Consider the following 25,273-nt stretch of genomic DNA (forward strand, 5'->3'; position numbering starts at 1 on the left):
TCATTCAAAAATCCCTTCATTCCATCATTATATATTTTGACATTCAATCATTCAAAATTCTATCATTCAATCCTAGTATCGCACCTGTTTTTTCATATAAAAAAGCTATTTTTGCAACTTCAAAAAAAAGCATGATTCATTTCTTCCTTAGTCAATCGCAGGCGATTTTTGTTTTACAAACAGACAAAGCGCTTTCTACCACTGATATTACTAAACTCGAATGGTTATTTGGCGGTGCCAAAATTTCGCAGGAAACAGCTCTAAAAGGCTTTTTCGTTGGACCAAGAGCAGCAATGATTACTCCATGGAGTACTAATGCCGTGGAGATCACCCAGAACATGGACATGCAAGGCATCATCAGGATTGAAGAATTTAAGCAGGTTGACGAGAATTTTTCAGATTACGACCCGATGCTTTCTCAAAAATACGACAAACTTGATCAGGAGGTTTATACCATCAACATCAAACCTGAACCGATTTTAGAAATCACCGATATTGCAGCTTACAATAAAAAGGAAGGACTTTCTTTAAGTGATGAAGAAGTTGAGTACTTAAATAAATTGGCAAAAAAATTAGAAAGACCTTTAACCGATTCTGAGGTATTTGGTTTCTCGCAGGTGAATTCAGAGCATTGCCGTCACAAAATCTTTAACGGAAAATTCGTAATTGATGGTGTAGAGCAGCCTACTTCATTGTTTAAGCTCATCCGCAAAACTTCTGAAGAGAACCCGAACGATATTGTTTCAGCATATAAAGATAACGTTGCTTTTATTAAGGGGCCGAAAGTACAGCAGTTTGCACCTAAACGTGCCGATGAGCCTGATTTTTATGCAGTAAGCGATTTCGAATCCGTAATCTCTTTAAAAGCAGAAACACATAATTTCCCCACAACTGTTGAGCCTTTTAATGGTGCTGCAACCGGTTCGGGTGGCGAAATCAGAGACCGTTTGGCTGGTGGGCAGGGTTCTTTACCTTTAGCCGGAACTGCAGTTTACATGACCGCGCTTTCGCGTCTGGAGGATAACCGTCCGTGGGAACAAGGCGTTCAAGAGAGACAATGGTTATATCAAACGCCAATGGATATCCTGATCAAAGCTTCAAACGGTGCTACCGATTTTGGAAATAAATTTGGTCAGCCACTAATTACAGGTTCGGTTTTAACTTTCGAACACGAAGAAGATAACCGCACATTGGGTTTTGATAAAGTGATTATGCTTGCCGGCGGTATTGGTTATGGTAAAGCCAGCCAGGCGCAAAAACTTAAACCACAGGAAGGCGATAATATCGTGATCTTAGGTGGCGAAAATTATAGAATCGGAATGGGTGGTGCAGCAGTTTCATCTGCTGATACGGGTCAGCATGGAAGCGGAATTGAATTAAACGCGATCCAACGGTCAAATCCTGAAATGCAAAAACGTGCGGCCAATGCCGTTCGTGGTATGGTAGAAAGCGATCACAATCCGATCATTTCTATTCACGATCACGGCGCAGGTGGTCACTTAAACTGTTTATCAGAACTGGTTGAAGAAACCGGAGGTTTAATCGACCTTGATAAATTACCAATAGGCGACCCTACCCTTTCAGCAAAAGAAATTATTGGTAACGAATCGCAGGAAAGAATGGGATTGGTGATTGGCAACGAGCATATCGAAACCTTACAAAAAATTGCCGACCGCGAGCGTTCACCAATGTACACCGTAGGTAAAGTTACCGGCAATCACCGTTTCACCTTTAAATCGGCCACTACCGGTTTAAAACCGATGGATTTTGAGTTGGCCGACATGTTTGGCAGCTCGCCCAAAGTTGTAATGGAAGATACCACGGTAGATCGCAAATACAGTGAACTTAATTATAATGCTACCCAATTAAACACTTACTTAGAACAAGTACTTCAATTAGAAGCTGTTGCAGCTAAAGATTGGTTAACCAACAAGGTTGACAGGTGTGTGGGTGGCCGTGTAGCCAAACAACAATGTGCTGGTCCGTTGCAATTACCCTTAAACAATTGCGGCGTAATGGCTTTAGATTTTCAGGGTAAAGAAGGTATTGCCACTTCAGTTGGTCACTCGCCTGTTTCGGCGCTGATTGATCCGGCTGCCGGTAGCCGCAATGCCATTGCCGAATCACTTTCGAATATTGTTTGGGCATCTTTAAAAGATGGTTTAAAAAGTGTTTCACTTTCTGCCAACTGGATGTGGGCCTGTAAAAACGAAGGTGAAGATGCCCGTTTATATGCTGCCGTTGAAGCTTGTTCTGATTTCGCAATTGGTTTAGGAATCAATATCCCAACCGGGAAAGATTCCCTATCAATGAAGCAGAAATATGCAAACGGTGATGTTATTGCTCCCGGAACGGTGATTATTTCGGCTGGTGCCAACTGCGATGATATTACCAAAGTAGTTGAGCCGGTGTTGCAAAAAGATGGCGGTGCCATTTACTACATCAACCTTTCTAACGATAGTTATAAACTGGGAGGTTCATCATTTGCGCAAATTTTAAATAAGGTAGGTACCGAAACTCCGGATGTTAAAGATGCAGATCAGTTTAAAAATGCATTTAACACCTTACAGGAATTAATTAAAGCAGGTCAAATCCAGGCCGGACATGATATTGGCAGCGGTGGTTTAATTACAACCCTGTTGGAAATGTGTTTTGCCGACCGTGATTTAGGTGCTCAGATAGACTTATCGGCTTTAGCAGAGCAGGATAACATTAAATTGCTCTTCGCTGAAAATATTGCCGTTGTTTTCCAGGCCGATGCTGCTGTTGAGGCAACTTTGACCAAAAACGGTGTTACTTTCCAAAAAATTGGTACTGTAAGCACTTCAGCTACCCTTGAGGTTAAAAATGCTGCCGATAGCTTCAGTTTTGATATCGACCACCTGCGTGATGTTTGGTTTAAAACTTCATACTTATTAGACAGCAGACAAACTGGTAATGGCTTAGCTAAAGAGCGTTACAACAATTATAAAAACCACGTTTTAAATTACAGTTTCCCGCTTACTTTCGATGGTAAAAAACCGGTAATAGACGAAACCAAGCCCAGACCAAAAGCAGCCATTATCCGTGAAAAAGGAAGTAACTCTGAGCGCGAACTGGCGAATGCCATGTACTTAGCTGGTTTTGATGTAAAAGATGTACACATGACCGATTTAATTACCGGAAGAGAAACATTAGAAGATATCCAGTTTATTGGCGCAGTAGGCGGTTTCTCTAACTCTGATGTTTTAGGATCTGCAAAAGGTTGGGCAGGTGCATTTTTATATAACGAGAAAGCGAGAATTGCTTTAGAAAAATTCTTTGCCCGTCCGGATACTTTATCAGTAGGCATTTGCAACGGCTGTCAGTTATTTGTTGAGCTGGGCTTAATTAATAAAGACCACGCCGATAAACCTAAAATGTTGCATAACAAAAGTGGCAAACACGAAAGTATTTTTACGTCGTTAACTTTACAGGAAAACAATTCTGTCATGCTATCAAGCCTTGCCGGAAGCACTTTAGGTGTTTGGGTATCACATGGTGAAGGAAGATTCTCGTTACCATACGCAGAAGATCAATATAAAATTGTAGCCAAATACGCTTACGAAACTTATCCGGCCAGCCCAAATGGTTCCGATTACAACACGGCAATGTTGTGCGATGAAACCGGACGCCACCTGGTGATGATGCCGCACATTGAGCGTTCATTGTTCCAATGGCACTGGGCAAATTACCCGCAAGGCAGAAAAGACGAAGTTTCTCCTTGGATGGAAGCCTTTGTAAATGCCCGTAAGTGGATTGAGAACAAAGGGTAATACCTGGACGGAAGATGTAAAATGGATGATAGAATTAAAAACCATCATCCATTTTTTGTTAAATACACTCGTCATCTCGAGCGGAGTGCCTTATAGTGCCGTCATCTCGACTGAAGCGCAGCGAAATGGAGAGATCTATAATAGATTTCTTTATTTCGCTACCGATGAAACCTGTGAAACAAGCATACCATGTATAAATAATAACAGATGCTTAAACCGGCAAGCTTCATCCAATAGCTATCGTATCGAAATGACGTTTTTTTTGTATTATTCTAAATGATTTATTTTATCATGAAATGAGCGTTCCGCCTTTCATAGCTGCTGTACACCCGCCATCGCTTATAGTCCTCGTCCGCTGCACTTCACCGCGGGCTAACTGCTCTGTCGGGTTTATTGAACAAAAGCCTGTTCTTCGGCATAAGACTTTCTGCCCCCAGGTTAAACCTTTAATAGCACCACCAGCCTTGCCACCTAAACCCGACCGAAGTGGAAAACCCACAGCCCGAGGTACGAGGGTGAGGATTTGAAACAAAGGGCGGGACTGCAATTACAAAAAGGCACTGTCCCTGCCTTCCAAAAAAAGCAACAATAAAACCACGAGAACAAAAAACCGGCCGGGCACCGCCCAAACCGCTTCAATTTACCAACATCCACGATCCGTGTCCTCACAGACTGCGTTACCGATGTAAAATCGGTACAGGTAGCACTACGCTCGAAATGACGCAACTATTTAAATCAGATTACATAAAAAACGGCCTGGGCACCGCGCCCAAACCGTTCAATTACCTAACCCTACATCTCCCTAAAAACCAAGAGCGTTAATTAGAAATCCCACCATCATCCATTTCCCTTCCTACATCTTAGATCCTCTTCTAATTAGAAATCTGGAAATTAATGGCCATATTATACCTTACACGCACCGGAACCCCTTTATTTTTTCCCGGTTTCCATAACGGCGATTTTTTGATCACTTTCATCGCTTCCTCATCACAACCAAAACCGATTCCCTTAATTACGGACACATCCGTGATGGAACCATCTTTTTCTACCACAAAACTCACAAATACTTTTCCTGCTGCGCCTTCTTCCTGAGCCCTTGATGGATACCTTAGATTGCGTTCCATATATTTAGACCAAGCCTTGGCACCACCAGTAAATTCAGGGTATTCATCAACACCATTCAAACCAACAACTTCATTTGAACTCTCTCCTGTACCTTCTTTAGCTGTTCCTGTTCCATCACCATTACCTTTTGCCTCTGGAATAACCAAATTTGGAGCTACAATCCCCTCTTGTGTTCTATCACTGATCACAGCATTCTCGATTTCCTTAATCGTTGGTGGATCTGGAAGATTTACTTTATTTACGACAACTATATTATTAGATAAGGCTACCGTTTTAACCTTTACCGGATCAGCCTTTTTTGGCTCAGGCTTTTCCTCTGGTTTAGGCAGATCCTGTTTCATTTGATGAATCACATTATCCAATTTTACTTCTGTTGGAGGTATTTCTACAATAATTTCTTTCGGAAAGAGCTTCGCATAAACTAAAGGCGAGAAACACAATAACACAAATAAACTACCTGATACAAATAGTGCCCTGGTCATAATCTTCGAAGATTTAGACCTTAAATCGTAAGCACCATAATTTTTGTTGCGGTTTGCAAATACAAGATCGAGCCACTCGGTTTTGTATACGTTAATAGAAGAGTTGAACATAGCTTTTATTTTTATACCATGATGCAGCAAAATCATCAATTCCACAAAACATTCGAAAAATCTCTTTTCTTTACAAAAAATGAAATTTCTCACCCGAAAAACATTTTTTTATTTCATTTTCAATAAAATTGATATAATTTTCACGATTATTTAACAGGAATTAATAAAATATACTATTTTTGACAAAAAACATAACGAATTAATGAAAAGCTTAAGAACCATCGCATTAAAAGAGGCTCAAAACAGAATTTCACCAGAAGTTAAAGCACCAGCGGCAAAAATTTCTGACTTTTTTGGCGCTAATGTATTTGATAAGAAAAAAATGAGAGATTTCTTATCTAAGGACGTATATGAAAAATTAATATCATCTATCAACCAGGGTGAGTTAATTAATTCAGACGATGCCAACCAAATTGCAACCGCTATGAAAGCGTGGGCAATGAGTGCCGGCGCAACGCATTATACGCACTGGTTCCAGCCGTTAACAGGTACAACTGCTGAAAAACATGATTCATTTTTTGAGCCAAGTGGCGATGGAGCTATCGAGAAATTTGCAGGAAGCGCTTTAGTTCAACAAGAGCCAGATGCTTCTAGTTTCCCTAACGGTGGTATCCGTAATACTTTCGAAGCCCGTGGTTATACTGCATGGGATCCATCATCTCCAGCATTCATTATGGAAAGTAAAGCAGGTAAAACCCTTTGTATCCCTACTGTTTTCGTATCTTACACAGGGGAAGCGTTAGATTATAAAGCACCTTTATTAAAAGCATTAGCGGCATTAGATAAAGCTGCTGTTGATGTTTGCCAGTATTTCGATAAAAGCATCACTAAAGTAAATGCATCGTTAGGTATTGAGCAAGAATATTTCCTGGTTGATGAGTCGTTATTCAACGCCCGTCCGGATTTATTGTTAACAGGCCGTGCTTTATTCGGACACATGTCTGCTAAAGGTCAGCAGTTAGAAGATCACTATTTCGGTTCTATCCCTGAGCGTGTATTCAGCTACATGGTAGATTTCGAAAACGAAGCTTTAAAATTAGGTATTCCTTTAAAAACCCGTCACAATGAGGTTGCACCGTCTCAATTTGAGTGTGCGCCAATTTACGAAGAAATCAACTTAGCAATTGATCACAATCAATTGTTGATGGATTTGATGGAAAAAGTTGCCCGTCGTCACCACTTCCGTGTTTTATTACACGAAAAACCTTATGCAGGTATCAACGGATCAGGTAAACACAACAACTGGTCGTTAATTACCGATACCGGCAAAAACTTATTGGCTCCAGGTAAAACGCCAAAAAATAACTTAATGTTCCTTGCTTTCTTTGTAAACACAATCAAAGCAGTTAGCGAGCATGCCGATTTATTACGTGCAAGTATTGCATCAGTAAGCAACGATCACCGTTTAGGTGCTAACGAAGCGCCACCCGCAATTATCTCTATCTTCTTAGGCTCACAATTGAACGATGTATTAGACGAGATTGAGCACTCACGTATCAGCAAAAAAATCAAAGAAGATAACGCACTTTGGTTAGGTATCCCTAAAATCCCTCAGATTTTATTAGATAATACCGACCGTAACCGTACCTCTCCTTTCGCATTTACAGGTAACAAATTTGAGCTTAGAGCTGTTGGATCTTCAGCAAACTCTTCTGCTCCAATGACGATCTTAAACGCAATTATGGCCGAGCAATTGGTTAAATTTAAAGTTGAAGTGGATAAACTGATCAAAAAAGGTGATAAAAAAGACATCGCCTTATTAACCGTGATCAAAAAATACATCAAAGAATCTAAAAACATCCGTTTCGAAGGAAATGGTTACAGCCAGGAGTGGGAAGATGAAGCTGCAGCACGCGGTTTATCAAACATCAAAACTACACCAAAAGCTTTAGATGCTTATTTAACGGAGAAATCTGCTGAATTATTTGCTACAACAGGTATTTACAGTGCACGTGAGATTCATGCCCGTCATGAAATCATGTTAGAAAACTTCTACAAAAAATTACAGATCGAAGCACGTGTAATGGGCGAAGTAGCTAACACTGCTATTATTCCTGCTGCAATTGCTTACCAAAACTCTCTAATTGCAAATGTACAAGGATTAAAAGCAATCGGTGTAGACAGCAAAGTTTCTATTGATATCGTTAAAAAATTAACTGAGCATTTAGAAATTGTGAAAACCAATATCGATGCGATGTTAGAAGAACGTAAAGTAACCAACAAAATCGAAGATACCCGCGAAAAAGCGATTGCCTACGATGAGAAAGTTAAATCTTACTTCGATATCATCCGTTACCATGCTGATAAATTAGAGCAAATTGTTGACGATAGCGTTTGGCCTTTACCAAAATTCAGAGAATTATTATTTATGAAATAGTTTTTAAGCCGTAAGGTTTAAGGTATAGGGCGTAAGGTTTAACTTTACGCCCTTTTTCGTTAGTTATAGTTACTCATTGGTTCGTTGTTTTTCTTTGCAAATAAACTGTCAATAAAAACTGTAAACTAGTTAATCGATTAATTATTGAAATTGGTTATCGTTATCCCCCACCGTAACGTCCTCCTGAACTTGGTTCAGGATCTAATCGAAAAGTGATTTACGTTCGCAAAGGCTTTTCTTGGAAAGCAATACCAGTGCTCATTGGTTAATCCAGCCCTGCTTTCCTTCCTGCTGTAAATTTTTCACTGCCTTTTTAATTCATCGTTTACAGCATCCATGCAATCAGGTTTATTTCAGATAAGCCTGTGCACAATGTTATATGTTAAAGGATAAATCTCAAAGAGATGTCACCTTGAGCGTAGTCGAAGGGCATTTATTTGCCATTTATCAACCACAAGAAGTCTTCAACTACGCTCAGACTGACAACCGCGGCGCTTAACTTAATGATGTTGGACCCGTAGAAGAAAAAAATCCGCCACAAAGAACCTATCTCTTGTACTTAAGCCCGATTGTACGGATGCCGTTTTAATCGACAGTTTTTTAATCCCCGAAATTTAAAACGGCAGGAGGAAAAGCGGGGCTGCAGGCTCCTATGAAAAACGACCTTTCACTTCCAAAAAAATGAGCAAAACACTTTTTTAGGCACCTTGAAAATAAAGCAATCATCCTACTTCAGACTATTCACTTTACATTTTAGCTTCTATGTTTTTACCTTCCACCTTAAAAAACTATCTTTGCGGCAACATGAGTGATAACAGGTACAATCAACGCGGCGTTTCTGCCTCAAAAGAAGATGTGCACAATGCCATCAAAAACATCGACAAAGGAATTTTCCCTAAAGCATTCTGCAAAATTATCCCGGATATTTTAGGTGGAGATGAGGAATATTGCAACATTATGCACGCCGATGGTGCCGGCACCAAATCTTCTTTAGCTTATGTTTACTGGAAAGAAACCGGCGATATTTCGGTATGGAAAGGTATTGCGCAAGATGCCATTATCATGAATATCGACGATTTAATCTGCGTGGGTGCTACCGATAACATTTTATTATCCTCAACCATTGGACGAAATAAAAATCTCATTCCAGGCGAAGTAATTGCTGCCGTAATTAACGGAACTGAAGAAATTTTAGCCGATTTACGCGAGCAGGGCATCTCTATCTACTCAACAGGTGGCGAAACTGCAGATGTTGGCGATTTGGTAAGAACCATTATCGTCGATTCTACGGTAACTTGTCGCTTAAAGCGCGAAGACATCATCAGCAACGATAATATTAAACCTGGCGACGTAATTGTGGCATTAGCCTCATATGGACAAGCGACCTACGAAACCGAATATAATGGTGGAATGGGATCGAACGGATTAACCTCTGCCCGTCACGATGTTTTTGAAAAATCAATAGCCAATAATTACCCTGAAAGTTTTGATCCGGCCGTTCCTTTTGACCTGGTTTTCTCCGGGCAAAAACAACTGGCTGAAGAAATAGAAATCGAAGGTTTCGGCAAAACCACTATTGGTAAATTAGTGTTATCACCTACCCGTACTTATGCACCTGTAATTAAAAAAGATTTTAGAAAGCTACCGCGGCCAGATTAATGGTATTGTACACTGTAGTGGTGGTGCGCAAACCAAAGTATTACATTTCATTAATGATGATATCCATGTCATCAAGAATAACTTATTCCCTATCCCACCGCTATTTAAATTGATCCAGGAACAATCGGGCACGGATTGGAAGGAAATGTACAAGGTATTTAATATGGGTCACCGTATGGAGCTGTATGTCCCTCAGGAGATTGCAGATCACATTATCGAAATTTCTGAAAGCTTTAACATCGATGCGCAGATCATCGGTCGCGTAGAAAAAGGCGATCAGAAACAGGTAACCATCGAAAGCGAAAAAGGAACTTTCGTTTATAATTAAGAAATAAAATCACAATGTAAAAAGGCTGCTGAAATTAAGTTTTCAGCAGCCTTTTTTATTTACACGAATCGCCATTCATTAAATAAAACTTTTGGTATTATTAAAAGCCCAAATTGTATGATCGGAGCTTTTATTAGAAATTAAGTTTAATTAAAAATTGTTGAAACTATTTGAGCCTTATACATTTGATAAATTACACTTTAGATTTCTCTTAAGTTCATATTTATAACTTATAGCCTACGCCATTTTTTAATCTGATAGGAAGAAATAAAGTGGAAAACATAATTACCATAGTCAAGTCTATACTCATCTCTGGATTCACCTAAATATACTTCATTAGCTCCAGCTGGAGCAATTACAGTCCTACTTTCATTTATCTCCGTGGTGCGACCAATTTCTTCATGAGTATAAATATATTTTAATTCAATTGGCTTTTGAAGAACTACTTTAGTTGTATAACTTGCATCACTGAAAAATTCTGCTTTATTAATATAGATGTGACGCGCATCATCAATATTACTATAAGAGTTAACATCATCATAAACTACCGAAATTCTAGCATAAACTGAGGGTGAATATAAATAGTTCACCCCATCAATATCCCCCTGAGATATATAAGAATTATACCCCCAAGTAGTTCCATTTTTTCTAGTCATTTGTGGTGACGTATTTGAACCTACTCTTGCTTCTGGCACACTTGAAGGATATAACATCACCGAATTATAATCAAATGTTCCTATTTGAAATCCAGATCTACCTAGCACATCATAAGTTTTGTATTGATCTTTCCAATCATTATTGATATTGGAAAAATCGATATTTATATATTGATCGCGGTCAGTTCTGGTTTGTTCGTGCATTAGCCCCACGGCATGTCCAATTTCATGGATGACCGTAGATTTATCTGCACCTGTGGATAATCTAATGAGCTGCTGCCCACCTACCATACCTAATTGAGAATCGCCGCCCCCATGGGTGGAGCTCCTTGAAAATTAACATAATTAGCCTGGTTTGTTCTTTGTAGAAAACGTATTGGCGTGCTGGCCTCCCAATCGCTCATCGCATTTAAGATATCTGAACTATGCTGGCATCATTAATCACATAATAAATGATGCCACCAGGCCATAACTTTTGAAATTCAGCGGTAAAAGTACTCCTGTGTGTAGTTTCTTTGCCACTGCCTACTTTATTATACTCCAAATAGGCAATTTGGTCTTTTGACAAAACAACATCACCGCCAACAACATATTCTCCTCTGCTATTAATGGCCACTGTTACCTGGCCTCCATTTTTTAAATGATAGGTAATGGTTTTCCCCGGAGCCTCCTGTTGTTCTTCCTTAATTGAAGCTTTCTTTTTACAAGCACTCGAAAAATAATAAGCACTACAATAGCATAATAGATTTTTTTCATGTTTAGATGTTCAAAAAATTAATTCATATTGATTGATTTAAATAGATAAAACAATAATGACTTATTAAAAAGGCACAGAAGTTTAGGCTTGTAGAGTTTAATTAGCACTGGCGTGGCAAACTAATTCAAGCAGAACAGGATTATTCTAATTGGCGAAAGGAATATTTTCGTAGAGAGCATGTGTTTCATAATAGCTTTTTTGTTTTCCGTATTAAAAATACACATCAACAATTAGCAATTATTATTTTTACATGAAGTAGTTATTTTATTACGCAAAATACTTCAATGGATAGACAATCAGCTAGTTTTAAAATGGTAGTAAACAACAAAGCCCCGATCGAATGATCAGGGCTTCTAATGCTGTATTCCGTATTAATTAAAGTTATAACGAATACCAACTTGTCCTTGCCATCTTGATAGAAATGAAGATGGTGCATACGGAACACCACCAGTTGGTGCTCTGAATGTAAAACCACCGCCACTAGTTGTTACGTAATTGATAAGTGAGTATGCAGTATTATTGATAAAATAAGATCTGCCCCAATCTTTATTAATCAGATTACCAACATTAATAATATCAACAGAAAGCTGTAATGAATTTTTAGTGCCTTTAAATACAATACCTAGGTCTTGCATAATGCGAACATCAAACTGATGTTCCCATGGCATTCTCGCAACATTACGCTCAGAATATTGACCTCTAATTTTACTTAAATAAGGATCGTTACTAATATAATTATCCAAAGCAGCCCATTGTTCAGCTACCGATTGAGCAGGTAAAGAACCTGAAGCAGCTAAAGGAATTAATTTAATGTCACTTAAGGTACGAGGTACAAAAATCAAATCATTACTTGGGTTCCCTGATGAAATTGAATTATCTCCGTTCAGATCTCCATTATAGATATATGAGAATGGGGTCCCAGATTTACCTACGTAGAATAATGAAAAAGTAGTTGCTGAAGCTTTATTTTTACCATATTTAATTGAGTAATTTAAAGCTCCAACTATTCTATGACGAAGATCATAGTTAGAATAAGCTAAAGGCGGGTTTTGCGGATCTCTAGAAATTAACACACCTCCGAACCCAGAACTTGCTGTGCTACTAAAACCTGAGTTAATATCTTCTGATTTCCCGTAGGTATAGGCAATCGAAGCATATAATCCTAGGTCAAATGATTTTTGCAACTGAGCAGTTACATTATAAGCTGAACCGCTTCTCGTATTCTGTAACAAATAAACTTCAGTAAACTTAGCTCCGTTTACTCGACCGGCCGTTGTATTTACAAAAAGTGGACGGGTATCTGCACCACCTGACAAAGCGGGATTAATCGATGCTACAGAAGGTTTAATATTTAAATTTTTATATGAAATATTGTTAACTGTAGAAGAATATAATCCTTCGATAGTTGCCTGAACTCCACCAGGTAATTTAAAATCAACAGCTAAATTGGCTCTAAAAACCTGAGGTAACTTGAAATTATTATCAATTAAACTAATTTGCGAAGTTGTACCAGCAACACCACCAGCAGCCGATTGATTATTTACATCTGGAATAAAGGTTCCTGTACCAATTGGTGCGCTAACAGAACTAGTTAACATACCGTTTCCTGAGAATTGATTAGATATCCATACAAATGGAGCACGACTTGTTAATAATCCACCTCCACCTCTCAATTGAACCGAACGATCTCCTGTTAAATCCCAGTTAAAGCTCAAACGAGGAGAAACAAGTATTTGACCACTTGGAACCTGATCAGTTTTGTAGTTAGGAAAAGTAGCAACGACATCAGGGTTAGCTAATGGAGTATCAAAAATTAATGGCACATCTACTCTTAAACCAGCGATTAATTTAAAACCTTTAAAAGCATCTATTTCATCTTGAAAGTAAAATCCTAACTGTGCAGCGCTAAATCTAGCTGCAGGTCTTGGATCTCCTGGAATTTTTGAAGTACTTGTAGCTGCAGAAGGCTTAGTATTGGACTCAAAGTCCGCTAAGTTATTCCATGCATAACTTCCGGCTAAATTATTCACAAATAAGTTTCTAATTTTATAAAACTCATTGTGTGTACCAATTGTGAAAGTATGTTTGTTTGCGAAAATTTTAAAATTATCAGTAAATTCGAAAATATCCTGGTCTAATTCATTCGCTGTTGAAGATGCTTCTGAACCTAATGTAGCAGACTGACTGCCAGTACCTAAACCATTAATTCTGATTTGAGGGAATAAATCGCCAACAGTAGCTCTTGTATCTCTAATTCTAGAGTAACCAACAATTAAATTATTCGATAAAGTACTTGAAATAGCACTTCTTAACTCTAATACTGAATTATTTTGTTGATCATTAAAGCGATATAGATTACTTGCGAATCGGAAAGATGTTGCACTTCTAGAAATGTTATCATCATAAGCTTTAATATAGTTATGACGCAAGGTTAATTGGTTTTTTGAATTGATATTCCAATCTATACGAGCAAATAATTTATCATTTCTAGTTTCTGCATCAAATGCATCAATACCACCAGCATCGTACCCGTAGCGATCTTTAGCAACTTTAGCAATTCTTAAAAGCTCAGCTGTAGAAACTGCACCAACATCGCCTGAGTTAAAAGTTGTAGGTTGAACAATACTTTGTCTTTCAGCACTAACAAAGAAGAATAACTTATCTTTAATAATTGGGCCACCTACTCTTGCACCGTAAGTAAAATTATGGAAAGGTAATGCTTTGGCATTTGTACCATCAACACTTTTACCAATTGTGTTTTGATTTCTTCCGAAAAAATAAGCTGAACCTTCTACAGTATTTGATCCTGATCGGGTTACAGCGTTAACACCACCACCAATTGCATTACTGTTCGTAACGTCAAATGGAGCTAAAACAATCTGAAGTTCTTGAATCGCATCCAAAGAAATCGGTTGTGTATTTGCCTGACCACCTGGCGCACCTGTACTTCCTAAACCAAAAGCATCATTATTTACGGCTCCATCAATAGTTAAGCCATTAAAACGATTGTTAATACCACCAAATGAATTACCATTAGCTTGCGGTGTTAAACGTGTAAAATCTTGTAATGAACGTGATAGAGATGGTAGGCTTTGAATTTGATCCTTACTAACATTGGTAGAAGCACCTACTTTCTTACTGCTAAATACGGCATCTCTTTTTCCAGCAACCACAACTTCTTGTAGTTGTTTGCCATTTTCACTTAAAACAAGATTTAATAAGTAAGGCTCACCTAACTTTAACATTGCTCCAGTTACTTTTTCAGGTTGATAGCCAACAAAACTGATTTCGAAAATATAAGGACCGCCTACACGCATGTTATTAATTACAAAACGGCCATCATTATTTGTTGACACAGAATATACTGTACCAGTTGGCGTATGTGTTGCTTTAACACTCGCTCCAGGTAAGGCGCCTTTGGCATCCTTAATTGTTCCTGTCATTGATGATGAGGTTACCTGTGCATTCGCACCAATGGTAACACTTACAAATGCAACAATAACCAGTACTAATCTTAAAAGTAAAGATTTCTTCATACTTTGTTTTTTAAATGTTTTTTGTTGTTGAATAATCTAATTAATGATATTAAGCTGCAAATGTCCTAATTAAATTTAACACATTTTAACATCTAATGTTAAATTATTATTAAGTCAGGCAAAACTTTTCAACATTTAACACATATTGAGCAGATTATAACTTTCAGTTTATCAATACTTTGATCATATAAATAGATTATTTATAACAAAACCTTAGGCTAGTTATAATTTACGCATAAAAGACGATGTAATGTTGGTATTTTTCCAATAACGCCTGTAAACAATAACTTTTTATGTAAAAACACGATAAATTAAACCTATCGTTAAATATTTACTTTTTATCGGCAAAAGCACAAACACTAATCAACAGGCAACCATAAATTTGAGGCAACAATATTCAATCATTGTAATTTTTAACAGTTATCTCAATATTCACCGAAGCCAATTGACATTTTTTTTAGTTTTGAGCGATTGTTGCAGGATGAAGATCTTATAAATTTTGTAATCTGGATGTAGACAACCCGTATTAAGGGATAATTGAGCAGATTACAGGTATAAAACAATTAAAAACAAATCTCTTTAAAATAGATTAAAAAACAGATGAATTACGACGTTATTGTTTTAGGCAGCGGCCCAGGTGGTTACGTAGCTGCAATCAGAGCTTCTCAATTGGGACTAAAAGTTGCAATTGTTGAGCGTGAATCATTAGGTGGTATTTGTTTAAACTGGGGCTGTATCCCTACTAAAGCACTTTTAAAAAGCGCTCAGGTTTTCGAATATATTAATCATGCTGCTGATTACGGAATTACTACTGCTGGTGCAACTGCAGATTTTGCTGCTGTGGTAAAACGCAGCCGTGGCGTTGCTGATGGCATGAGCAAAGGTGTTCAATTTTTAATGAAAAAAATAAAATTGACGTCATTATGGGCACTGGTAAAGTAAAACCAGGAAACAAATTAGAAGTTAAAGGTGCGGATGGTTCTCAACAGGAACTAAGTGCTAAAAAATATCATCATTGCTACAGGTGCCCGTTCAAGGGAACTACCTAACCTGAAACAGGATGGCAAAAAAATTATCGGCTACCGCCAGGCCATGGTACTTCCTGAATTACCAAAAAGCATGGTAGTAGTAGGTTCTGGAGCTATTGGTGTAGAGTTTGCTTATTTCTATGCGACCATGGGTACCAAAGTAACCATTGTAGAATTTATGGATAACGTTGTTCCGGTGGAAGACGAAGATGTATCTAAACAATTGTTACGCAGCCTGAAAAAAGTGGGTATCGATGTAATGACCTCAGCAAGTGTTGAATCGGTTGATACCAGCGGTGCAGGTTGTAAAGTTTCTGTTAAAACTGCTTCGGGTATGCAGACTATCGAGGCAGATATCGTGCTTTCGGCAGCAGGTATTGTAGCTAACATCGAAAACATTGGTTTAGAAGAGACAGGGATCAAAACAGAGAAAGGCAAAATTGTTACTGACGAATTTTATAATACTTCAGTTAAAAGTTATTATGCCATTGGCGACGTAGTAGGCGGACAAGCTTTAGCGCATGTTGCTTCTGCAGAAGGCATTATCTGCGTAGAGAAAATCGCTGGTCAGCATGTTGAGCCGTTAGATTATAACAACATCCCGGGCTGTACTTATTGCACACCAGAAATTGCTTCAGTAGGTTATACCGAAAAAGCAGCAAAAGCAGCTGGCTACGAATTAAAAATCGGTAAATTCCCATTCTCAGCATCAGGTAAAGCCAGTGCTGCCGGTGCTAAAGATGGTTTCGTAAAACTAATTTTCGATGCTAAATACGGAGAATTATTAGGTGCACACATGATCGGTGCCAACGTTACCGAAATGATCGCCGAAATTGTAGTTGCCCGTAAATTGGAAACTACTGGTCATGAAATGATTAAATCTGTTCACCCTCACCCAACCATGAGCGAAGCCATTATGGAAGCTGCCGCTGATGCCTACGGAGAAGTGATCCACCTATAAGGCAGAAGGTTTAAAGGTGGAAGGCTTAAGGCCAACACCACAAATAAAACCAATATTATTACAGAAACTCTTTAGTTAATCCTAAAGGGTTTTCTTATTTTTAGCCAATTCCAATCTTGATATTTAATAATAGCTTCTTGATACTCGATACTAAATACTTGATACTGGACTACTCGATACTAAAAAAATGAAACTCCACACCATAAACACAGGCTTATTTAAATTAGATGGCGGCGCAATGTTTGGCGTTGTACCCAAGGCCATCTGGCAAAAAACCAATCCTGCCGATAGCAATAACCTTTGCACCTGGGCCATGCGCTGTTTATTGATAGAAGAAGGCAACCAGTTAATTTTAGTAGATACTGGGATTGGAAATAAACAGGATGAAAAATTTTTCAGTCATTATTATCTGCATGGTGATGATTCTATGGAAAAATCGCTCTCCAAATTGGGTTTTAGCACTGCAGATATTACTGATGTTTTCCTGACACACCTGCACTTTGATCATGTGGGCGGAGCTATTATAAGAGAAGACGAAAAACTTTCACCAGCTTTTAAAAACGCTACATACTGGAGCAACGAAAAACACTGGCAGTGGGCAGTAGAGCCAAATGCAAGGGAAAAAGCTTCTTTCTTAAAAGAAAACATTCTGCCAATCCAGGAAAGCGGGCAGCTTAAATTTGTGCCGGAAAAAGAAAATATCGAATGGCAAAAAAATATCAATATCAGTTTTGCTTACGGCCATACCGATGCAATGATGCTGCCCAAAATCAGCTACAAAGGCAGAACCATTGTGTATATGGCTGATCTTTTACCTTCGGTAGGTCACCTGCCCCTGCCCTATGTTATGGCTTATGATATGTTCCCTCTAAAAACGTTAACCGAAAAGCAGACCTTTTTAGAAGAAGCCGTTAATAACAACTATATATTGTACTTAGAGCACGATCCCATTAACGAATGCTGTACCCTCCAACGCACAGAAAAGGGAATCCGCGTGGCAGAAACCTTTAAGCTAAGCGACGTATAAATGATCAGACCAGCAACGCCTTCAGATGCTACAGTTGTAGTGCCATTGATTATCCGGGCCATGGACAAACTGGCTCAGAAACTAACCAATGTTGAAGATGAAAATATAATCAATCAGATATTCAGCTACTTCTTTATTCAACAGGGCAATCAATACAGTTATGAAAATACACTGGTCTATGAAGAAGAAGGTAAAGTCTTGGGATCACTGAATGCTTATGATGGAGGAAAACTGCCCGAACTCCGCAAACCATTTCTTCATTATGTAGCCGCACACTACCATGCAAATGACGTCAACCAAGGCACAGAAACCGAAAATGGAGAGTTTTACCTGGATAGCATCAGCGTCAATCCAGAAGCCCAGAGAAAAGGAATTGGAAAACAGCTGATTAAAGCAGGTATAGACTGGGCTAAACAACTTGGCCATCATAATGTTGGCCTGTTGGTAGAACAAAATAATCCAAACGCATTAAGGCTTTACGAAAAAATGGATTTCGTTATCCAGAACGAGAAACAGTTTATGGGAGGATTATACCATCACATGGTTTTTAAAATAAAATAATTAGCTTCTGGGCATCATCTCTGTGCCGCTAAACGCCTAACCCAAACCGCTTCTAAATTTATTTTGGTTTTTATTTGTATTTAATCTAAATAATACCAATTTTTGTAACCGATGGAAAAAGCGTGTATAGATATTAACCAACTGGTTAACGTATTCTCAAATACTCATGGTTCAATTTATCAGTCAGATAAGTTAAACTGCTTTTATGTAGATTTTGGCGGTAAATTTGCACGTTTCAATTGCCTGTCTCTTCAGAAATTAAAAGCTGTTGTAGAACAGATTGATATTGAAGCACTCCTTTTAAATACCCACAAAGCCGATTTCGAACTGGTTACCTTTAATGGTTGCGAACACATCTATTTATTAAGTGCATTGGAAATTATTGCCTTAAAAGATCTGTTGCATGGTACTTTCACCATGTTCAAACTCAACCACATCATCAGCGACTGCCTCTATAGATTAGTTTACTAGTTCATTAGTCATTTGTCCATTGGTAACTGAAAATTGCCGACTATTCTTTGGGTTAGTTGTTTAAACTGGTTAACTGCAGATATTCAACAGCCAGTTTAAAACCGTTAACTCAAAATTTCCTGCTTACCTCACTGTCATTCAATAATTGCTTATTGAATATTGTTCATTGGTTGTCCATTCTGTGCGCAGAAGCCCCATCATAAATTGGAATTCAATTGAATTTGTCACGTTGAGCCTGGCCTGTACTGAGCTTGACGAAGTATCGAAAAGCCTTGTGAAACATTTAAAAAAATCCTTTCAAAAAGCTATCATTGACAGATTCCAAAAAACTCGTCATCTCGACCGAAGCAGTGCGAAGTGGAGAGATCTATTAAAACAGATTTTGCTTCGCAGAGCCTTCGGGTTCTAGACTGCGTTACCGATGTAAAATCGGTACAGGCAGCACTCCGCTCGAAAGGACGAAAAATCGAGTTTTTTTTAAACACAGATTAATTACTGTCATTTATGTTGATTTTTACACAATAAACTACCTCTCAGGATGACGATCACCAAGTAGATTTCGATATATTACCATTCTCTGATCCTAAATTATTCACATGATTTAATTCATTGGAAACTACTAACTGAAAATTGCCAACTGAAAACTGATCTTTATCCTTCTGATCCTCAACCACTATCCGTCTCGCGTTATCCTTCCATTTTCCATCATTCGTCTTACCTCTTACATGATCCATCCCACCTTATTTAAACTGATTACAAATAACTAATTATCAGCAATTTAGACTAATTTCATATTGCAAATAAATCACACAATCTGGTTAATTTGATGTTACATTTGTATTATTAGTTAAGCAAAGAAAATTATGAAAGACTTAATGCGCATTAAATGTTTAATATCACAGGATATTGAAACATTATTAAATCAGCAGATCAAAAAAGAAGCACACTCTTCATCACTATATTTATCCATGTCATCCTGGTGTGACCAAAATGGATTTGATTTTTCAGCAGATTATTTTTTAAAGCAATCTGAAGAAGAAAGAGTACACCAATTGAAATTATTCAAATATGTTTTGGATATGGGTGGAAACGCAATATCTCCGGAAGTTTCTGGCATCAAAACCGAATTTGCCGGATTTAGAGAAGTTTTCGAAGATGCTTTAGAAGCAGAGATTGCCATTACCCAGAGTTTTAAAAACCTGGCGGCCAAATGCCATAAAGAACAGGATTTTGTAACCATGGAATTTTTGAACTGGTTCTTGAAAGAACAACGCGAAGAAGAGTATAAAGCACGCAGAGCATTAGAATTATTCGAAGTGATTGGTGAAGAAGGTACCGGAAGATGGGAAATCGATAAACATGTGAATAAAATCACCTATTCTGAAGAATAACAACAACAAAACATTATATTGAAAGCTATCCAAATCGGGTAGCTTTTTTTTGTATAAAAAAATTTGACGAAGTACCAGTACTAGAGCATTAAGATCTCCACATGCGCGAGGATCTTAATCCTTAACTCAATATCTGTTTAATCTGCGTTTCTTATCTTCTTAAATCTGCGGGAAAAACCTAAATGCAAATTCATTTGTTTCCCGCTGAGGACGCAAAAAAGGCCCGTAGAACTAGAGGGATTGTATAAGTTATAAAAGGAAAAGCATATAGCATTAAGATTCCCGCATAAGCGAGGATGAGGACATTTCTTAGCCCTTAACTCAATACCTGTTCAATCTGCGTTTCTTATCTTCTTAAATCTGCGGGAAAAACCTTAAATGCAAATTCATTTGTTTCCCGCTGATGACGCGGAAAAGGCCCGCAGATTTAAAGGGAATTTATAAGTTATAAAGGGAATTGTAAAGCATACCGCATTAAGATTCCCGCATAAGCGAGGATGACGACATTTCTTAGCCCTTAACTCAATATCTGTTTAATCTGCGTTTCTTATCTTCTTAAATCTGCGGGAAAAACCTAAATGCAAATTCATTTGTTTCCCGCTGAGGACGCAAAAAAGGCCCGCAGAACTAGAGGGATTGTATAAGTTATAAAAGGGAAAAGCATATCGCATTAAGATTTCCGCATAAGCGAGGATGACGACATTTCTTAGCCCTTGACTCAATATCAGTTTAATCTGCGTTTCTTATCTTCTTAAATCTGCGGGAAAAACCTTAAATGCAAATTCATTTGTTTCCCGCTAATCGCGCAGAAAAGGCCCGCAGAACTAGAGGGATTGTATAAGTTATAAAAGGAAAAGCATATCGCATTAAGATTCCCGCATAAGCGAGGATGATGACATTTCTTAATCCTTAACTCAATACCTGTTTAATCTGCGTTTCTTATCTTCTTAAATCTGCGGAAAAAACCTTAAATTACAAAATTCATTTGTTTCCCGCTAATCGCGCAGAAAAGGACCGCAGATCTAAAAGGATTTTATAAGTTATAAAAGGAAAAGCATATCACATTAGGATCCCCGCATGCGTGGAGATGACAAAACTACTACTCTGCACCAAGCTTTATCCTATAGTTAACCAATTGAAATAAATATAAAAAAGAAAAGCTCCAGTTATCTGGAGCTTTCTTGGTTTAGGTTGTTTGGTTTATGTTGATTATGAATAAGTCTTTAAGTTTTTATAAAAAAAGCGCCGTTGCCAGCGCTTTTTTTAAACCAAATATATAATAATAATTAACGAGCATTACAAAAGTACAAACTTTATCCATACCAGCAAGTATTTTTATAAAAAAATTTAATTTTTTTATAAAAAATTAGATAAAACACTAATATTAAGACAATAAAAATCAAATCAACAGACATAATTAACTACAAAAACAAATATTTACCCTTAAAAGCTATTTATTTAGTCAAAAAATTATAATTTAAGGAAATATTTAAGCGAAATGATAGAAGATTTTATAAAAAATTATTTTAATCATCCCAAAACTTACGATGAAATGTTTCTAAATGGTGATAATTACAGAAATCACTATGCAAATTTCATCAGCAATTTCTCTAAAGAGTCTCTCGAAAATCTAAACAAAAAGGAAGAACTCGCTAAAAAGCTATTTATGAGTCAAGGTATTACCTTTACGGTATATGATAGCGGTGAAGGCATCGAAAAAATCTTTCCTTTTGATATCATCCCGAGAATTATTACTTCCATCGAGTGGTCTTTCATAGAAAAAGGAATAAAACAAAGGCTAAAAGCGCTAAATCTTTTTCCTTAAAGACATTTACAGCAATCAATTTATCTTAAAAGATCAAATTGTACCCATAAATGTAATTTATTCTTGTCCGCACTTTTTAAGGGAGATGCACAATGTAAATGTATTGCACGATATTTACATCCATATCGCCGGAATAGACCTGATCAGAGATCACGATGGCACGTTCTACGTACTGGAAGACAATCTCCGAACCCCATCAGGTGTTAGTTATATGCTCGAAAACAGGGAAATTACCAAAAGGCTGTTCCCCGACCTGACTCCGCAGTGCGGCGTAAGGAGCGTAACCGAATATCCTGCCATATTATATAAAAATTTAATGAGTCTCTCTCCCAGAGCAGTTTCGAACCCAACAATTGTACTGCTGAGTCCGGGCATGTATAATTCTGCCTATTACGAACATACTACCCTGGCCCGCTTAATGGGGGTAGAATTGGTAGAAGGGCGTGATCTGGTAGTTAAAAATCAAAAGGTATTTATGAAAACCACCACCGGCCTGCAGCAGGTTGATGTAATTTACCGGAGGGTGGATGATGATTATCTCGATCCTTTAGTATTTAATCCAAACAGCGTACTGGGCGTAGCAGGCCTGATGGGTGCTTACCGTAAAGGTAATGTAGCTATTATTAATGCAGTAGGCAATGGCGTAGCCGACGATAAAGCCGTTTACACCTATGTACCAGATATGATCAGGTATTACCTGAATGAGGAACCTATATTAAAGAATGTACCCACCTATCAGCTCAGCAATAAAGATGAGCTTGATTATGTTTTTGCAAACATTAATACCATGGTAATCAAAAAAACCAACGGAAGTGGGGGTTACGGCATGTTAATGGGGCATGCGGCCAGCGAAAAGGAAACCGATGAATACAAAATTGAGGTACTGAAAGATCCGCGCAACTTTATTGCCCAACCCACCATCAGCCTGTCTTCCGCGCCGTGTTTTATTAATGGGAAACTGGCTCCGCGCAGAATAGACCTCCGCCCCTTCGCCTTAAATGGACCAGATGGTATTTCGATTGTTCCGGGAGGCTTAACCAGGGTAGCCTTAAAAGAGGGTTCACTTGTGGTAAACAGTTCGCAGGGCGGTGGCAGTAAAGATACATGGGTTTTAACTTCTTAGAATACAGAATATGTTAAGTAGAGTGGCATCAAGCCTATATTGGTTAAGCAGGTATGTTGAGCGCAGCGACGGCATGCTGCGTATGTTAAAAATAAATTACGCTTCCTCACAAGATACCATACAGGAATTCACCTGGAAACCCGTAATCAGGATTTTTTCATCTGATGACGAAAATGAACTATTGAATATCCAGCATGATAGTCGCGCCGTGATCGAATACCTCCTGTTAAACCGCGATAACCAGAATTCGATTTTAAACATCGTTACCCTTGCGCGTGAGAATGCAAGGAGCGTACAGGAACATATCCCCAAAGACTTATGGCAATGTTTAAACGAATATTACCATGCGGTTAAAGACGAGAAATTATTGTGGTACGTACAAAAAGATGATCCGGTAACAGCCCTGGATGTTTTGATTAAACAGGTAATGTTATATCATGGCACAGCCGACAGCGTAATGGAACGTGGTGAAAGCAGAAGTTTCATGAAAATCGGCAAACATTTGGAAAGAAGCATCCAATCTATCGATATCCTGGACATTAAATTCAGTTCGATCAGCAACAATCCTGACCTGCTGACTGATATCGCCTATTGGAAACATTTATTACTATCATTGGGTGGCTATGAATTATACCTGAAAACCTATCGCCAGGGATTTGATGCAAAAAACATTATCGAATTGGTAATGCTTAATAACGATTTTCCGCGTTCGGCATTATATGCGATGAACAATATTGAAAGATATTTTAACCGGTTAAAGAGCGAAAGTAATATCGAACACTACAATAACCTGTCTTTTAAAATAGGACGCTTAAAAAGTATGATTACCTATAGCTCAGTTAACACCATGAACGAAGAGCAATTACACCATTACCTTACAGAAATCAGGGCCGAACTCTTCGGCATCGGAAACCTGCTAAATGAATATTATTTCGCAAATTCATAAACAGTTTTTTAACCATAGATAGACACAATTAACATAGATATGATTTTCCTTTACTGATTTCTCATCTGTGTTTATCCTTTTTATCTGTGGTAAAACATAACAATAAACATTATGCCAATTTTCAAAATCAAACATATTACCAATTATAAGTACGAATTACCTGTTCGGGATAGTGCGAATCAGATTATTCTATTTCCAATTAAAGATGATTTTCAGAAAGTGGTTAAACACGACCTGAATATCTCTGGAAGCCCGGAGATTGAAATTTTTATTGATTATTACGGCAATGAAGTGGGCACTTTTACCCAAAACGAACCGCACACCCAACTTAAAATCTTTTCGAAGGTAAGTGTAGAAACTTTTCCGAAGCCTTTGCCACAGGATGATATGTTTAGCAGCGAGCAGTGGAACAGCTTAAGCGCCCTAAAATTTGAAGTACCCTTTATCGATTATTTACGGCAGGAAAGTTTTGACGGGATAACTCAATTAAAGGAAACAGCCCTGAGCATTAAAGGTCGTGATGATACCCCTTACCAAACCGCTATAAAATACTGCGCGGATGTTTTCAACAATTTCGAATACATTAAAGGTGTAACGGCAGTTGATACCACCATTGAGGAGATTCTAAAACTAAAAGCGGGCGTTTGTCAGGATTTCGCACATGTATTAACCGCCATGCTGCGTTTAACGGGCATCCCGGCACGTTATGTAAGCGGTTATATCTGCCCTAACAGAGACGGCATGCGGGGCGAAGGCGCAACCCATGCCTGGGCGGAGGCTTACCTGCCCGAATATGGCTGGCTAGGTTTAGACCCGACCAATAATTGCATTGTAAACGAAAACCATGTCCGCCTGGCGGTAGGCCGGAATTTTACCGACTGCTCACCCGTAAAAGGGGTTTATAAAGGCGGCTTCGAACACATCATGGAAGTTAATGTATCTGTAGGTTATAATGATGAAGATTTTAACGATCAGGAAACTTACTTCCAGCCAAAAGAGGTGAATTACAGCAAACCCACAGGATCAATAATTACCGGGAGAACCAAAAACAGCTATCAGGAGTACATGGAAGCCATGCAGCAGCAACAACAGCAACAACAACAACAGTAGGCAGT

At 38.2% G+C, this 25,273-nt stretch carries 15 protein-coding genes and 2 pseudogenes; 12 read left to right on the forward strand and 5 right to left on the reverse strand.

Features of this window, described 5'->3' with window-relative positions:
* The first annotated feature begins 131 nt into the window (after nucleotides 1-131).
* Nucleotides 132-3,794 carry a phosphoribosylformylglycinamidine synthase gene (gene purL, locus ACQ86H_RS17900; RefSeq protein ID WP_431291991.1) on the forward strand — a complete coding sequence of 1,221 codons (3,663 nt, stop codon included), beginning with the start codon at nucleotides 132-134 and terminating at the stop codon, nucleotides 3,792-3,794.
* 872 nt (nucleotides 3,795-4,666) lie between these two features.
* Here purL and ACQ86H_RS17905 read toward each other — a convergent pair.
* Complete coding sequence (locus ACQ86H_RS17905) at nucleotides 4,667-5,512, reverse strand: energy transducer TonB (RefSeq protein WP_431291992.1); 846 nt, start codon at nucleotides 5,510-5,512, stop codon at nucleotides 4,667-4,669.
* Between the two features lie 202 nt (nucleotides 5,513-5,714).
* On the opposite strand from ACQ86H_RS17905, the gene ACQ86H_RS17910 reads away from it, so the two are divergent.
* The gene (locus ACQ86H_RS17910) at nucleotides 5,715-7,889 is read left to right on the forward strand and encodes a glutamine synthetase III (protein WP_121283457.1); all 2,175 of its coding nucleotides are present in this window, start codon (nucleotides 5,715-5,717) and stop codon (nucleotides 7,887-7,889) included.
* A gap of 804 nt (nucleotides 7,890-8,693) precedes the next feature.
* Nucleotides 8,694-9,876, forward strand: a pseudogene (locus ACQ86H_RS17915) (AIR synthase related protein).
* Between the two features lie 230 nt (nucleotides 9,877-10,106).
* Here the strand turns inward: ACQ86H_RS17915 and ACQ86H_RS17920 are convergent.
* The 3 genes from ACQ86H_RS17920 to ACQ86H_RS17930 all read right to left on the reverse strand — a co-directional run bounded on the left by ACQ86H_RS17920 (nucleotide 10,107) and on the right by ACQ86H_RS17930 (nucleotide 14,825).
* On the reverse strand, nucleotides 10,107-10,823 hold the full coding sequence (locus ACQ86H_RS17920; protein ID WP_431291993.1) for a M12 family metallopeptidase: 717 nt from the start codon (nucleotides 10,821-10,823) through the stop codon (nucleotides 10,107-10,109).
* Nucleotides 10,824-10,941: 118 nt separating this feature from the next.
* Nucleotides 10,942-11,148 carry a hypothetical protein gene (locus ACQ86H_RS17925; RefSeq protein WP_431291994.1) on the reverse strand — a complete coding sequence of 69 codons (207 nt, stop codon included), beginning with the start codon at nucleotides 11,146-11,148 and terminating at the stop codon, nucleotides 10,942-10,944.
* A 512-nt stretch (nucleotides 11,149-11,660) separates the two neighbouring features.
* A complete protein-coding gene (locus tag ACQ86H_RS17930; protein WP_138823296.1) occupies nucleotides 11,661-14,825 on the reverse strand; it encodes a TonB-dependent receptor in 3,165 nt (1,054 codons plus the stop codon).
* A 600-nt stretch (nucleotides 14,826-15,425) separates the two neighbouring features.
* Here ACQ86H_RS17930 and lpdA point away from each other — a divergent pair.
* The 4 genes and pseudogenes from lpdA to ACQ86H_RS17950 all read left to right on the forward strand — a co-directional run bounded on the left by lpdA (nucleotide 15,426) and on the right by ACQ86H_RS17950 (nucleotide 18,873).
* Nucleotides 15,426-16,814: pseudogene (gene lpdA / locus ACQ86H_RS17935) on the forward strand (dihydrolipoyl dehydrogenase).
* A 187-nt stretch (nucleotides 16,815-17,001) separates the two neighbouring features.
* Nucleotides 17,002-17,841 (forward strand): MBL fold metallo-hydrolase, encoded by an 840-nt coding sequence (locus tag ACQ86H_RS17940; protein ID WP_431291995.1) that lies wholly within the window; start codon nucleotides 17,002-17,004, stop codon nucleotides 17,839-17,841.
* The gene (locus ACQ86H_RS17945) at nucleotides 17,842-18,402 is read left to right on the forward strand and encodes a GNAT family N-acetyltransferase (protein WP_138823290.1); all 561 of its coding nucleotides are present in this window, start codon (nucleotides 17,842-17,844) and stop codon (nucleotides 18,400-18,402) included.
* A gap of 111 nt (nucleotides 18,403-18,513) precedes the next feature.
* Complete coding sequence (locus ACQ86H_RS17950) at nucleotides 18,514-18,873, forward strand: hypothetical protein (protein ID WP_431291996.1); 360 nt, start codon at nucleotides 18,514-18,516, stop codon at nucleotides 18,871-18,873.
* Between the two features lie 545 nt (nucleotides 18,874-19,418).
* Here ACQ86H_RS17950 and ACQ86H_RS17955 read toward each other — a convergent pair.
* Entirely contained in the window at nucleotides 19,419-19,607 is a 189-nt protein-coding gene (locus ACQ86H_RS17955) for a hypothetical protein (RefSeq protein WP_431291997.1), read from the reverse strand.
* Between the two features lie 129 nt (nucleotides 19,608-19,736).
* Between ACQ86H_RS17955 and ACQ86H_RS17960 the strand changes: the two genes are divergently transcribed.
* From ACQ86H_RS17960 to ACQ86H_RS17980, 5 genes are all read left to right on the forward strand, one after another.
* Nucleotides 19,737-20,264, forward strand: coding sequence for a ferritin (locus ACQ86H_RS17960; RefSeq protein WP_138823284.1), 528 nt, complete (start codon nucleotides 19,737-19,739; stop codon nucleotides 20,262-20,264).
* A 1,498-nt stretch (nucleotides 20,265-21,762) separates the two neighbouring features.
* Nucleotides 21,763-22,089 carry a hypothetical protein gene (locus ACQ86H_RS17965; protein ID WP_431291998.1) on the forward strand — a complete coding sequence of 109 codons (327 nt, stop codon included), beginning with the start codon at nucleotides 21,763-21,765 and terminating at the stop codon, nucleotides 22,087-22,089.
* Between the two features lie 46 nt (nucleotides 22,090-22,135).
* A complete protein-coding gene (locus tag ACQ86H_RS17970; RefSeq protein WP_431295426.1) occupies nucleotides 22,136-23,212 on the forward strand; it encodes a circularly permuted type 2 ATP-grasp protein in 1,077 nt (358 codons plus the stop codon).
* 22 nt (nucleotides 23,213-23,234) lie between these two features.
* Nucleotides 23,235-24,158 (forward strand): alpha-E domain-containing protein, encoded by a 924-nt coding sequence (locus tag ACQ86H_RS17975; protein ID WP_431291999.1) that lies wholly within the window; start codon nucleotides 23,235-23,237, stop codon nucleotides 24,156-24,158.
* A 111-nt stretch (nucleotides 24,159-24,269) separates the two neighbouring features.
* Nucleotides 24,270-25,268, forward strand: coding sequence for a transglutaminase family protein (locus ACQ86H_RS17980; protein WP_138823278.1), 999 nt, complete (start codon nucleotides 24,270-24,272; stop codon nucleotides 25,266-25,268).
* Nucleotides 25,269-25,273: the final 5 nt, after the last annotated feature.

Origin of the sequence: Pedobacter sp. P26, assembly GCF_050632135.1 — a bacterium.
Taxonomy (GTDB): Bacteria; Bacteroidota; Bacteroidia; order Sphingobacteriales; family Sphingobacteriaceae; genus Pedobacter.

Coding starts and splice junctions, on each gene's coding strand:
- ACQ86H_RS17920 (WP_431291993.1), bottom strand. CDS start 10,823: ATGGTAGGTGGGCAGCAGCTCATTAGATTATCCACAGGTGCAGATAAA.
- ACQ86H_RS17955 (WP_431291997.1), bottom strand. CDS start 19,607: ATGGATCATGTAAGAGGTAAGACGAATGATGGAAAATGGAAGGATAAC.
- purL (WP_431291991.1), top strand. CDS start 132: ATGATTCATTTCTTCCTTAGTCAATCGCAGGCGATTTTTGTTTTACAA.
- ACQ86H_RS17965 (WP_431291998.1), top strand. CDS start 21,763: ATGATAGAAGATTTTATAAAAAATTATTTTAATCATCCCAAAACTTAC.
- ACQ86H_RS17980 (WP_138823278.1), top strand. CDS start 24,270: ATGCCAATTTTCAAAATCAAACATATTACCAATTATAAGTACGAATTA.
- ACQ86H_RS17940 (WP_431291995.1), top strand. CDS start 17,002: ATGAAACTCCACACCATAAACACAGGCTTATTTAAATTAGATGGCGGC.
- ACQ86H_RS17945 (WP_138823290.1), top strand. CDS start 17,842: ATGATCAGACCAGCAACGCCTTCAGATGCTACAGTTGTAGTGCCATTG.
- ACQ86H_RS17960 (WP_138823284.1), top strand. CDS start 19,737: ATGAAAGACTTAATGCGCATTAAATGTTTAATATCACAGGATATTGAA.
- ACQ86H_RS17950 (WP_431291996.1), top strand. CDS start 18,514: ATGGAAAAAGCGTGTATAGATATTAACCAACTGGTTAACGTATTCTCA.
- ACQ86H_RS17930 (WP_138823296.1), bottom strand. CDS start 14,825: ATGAAGAAATCTTTACTTTTAAGATTAGTACTGGTTATTGTTGCATTT.
- ACQ86H_RS17905 (WP_431291992.1), bottom strand. CDS start 5,512: ATGTTCAACTCTTCTATTAACGTATACAAAACCGAGTGGCTCGATCTT.
- ACQ86H_RS17910 (WP_121283457.1), top strand. CDS start 5,715: ATGAAAAGCTTAAGAACCATCGCATTAAAAGAGGCTCAAAACAGAATT.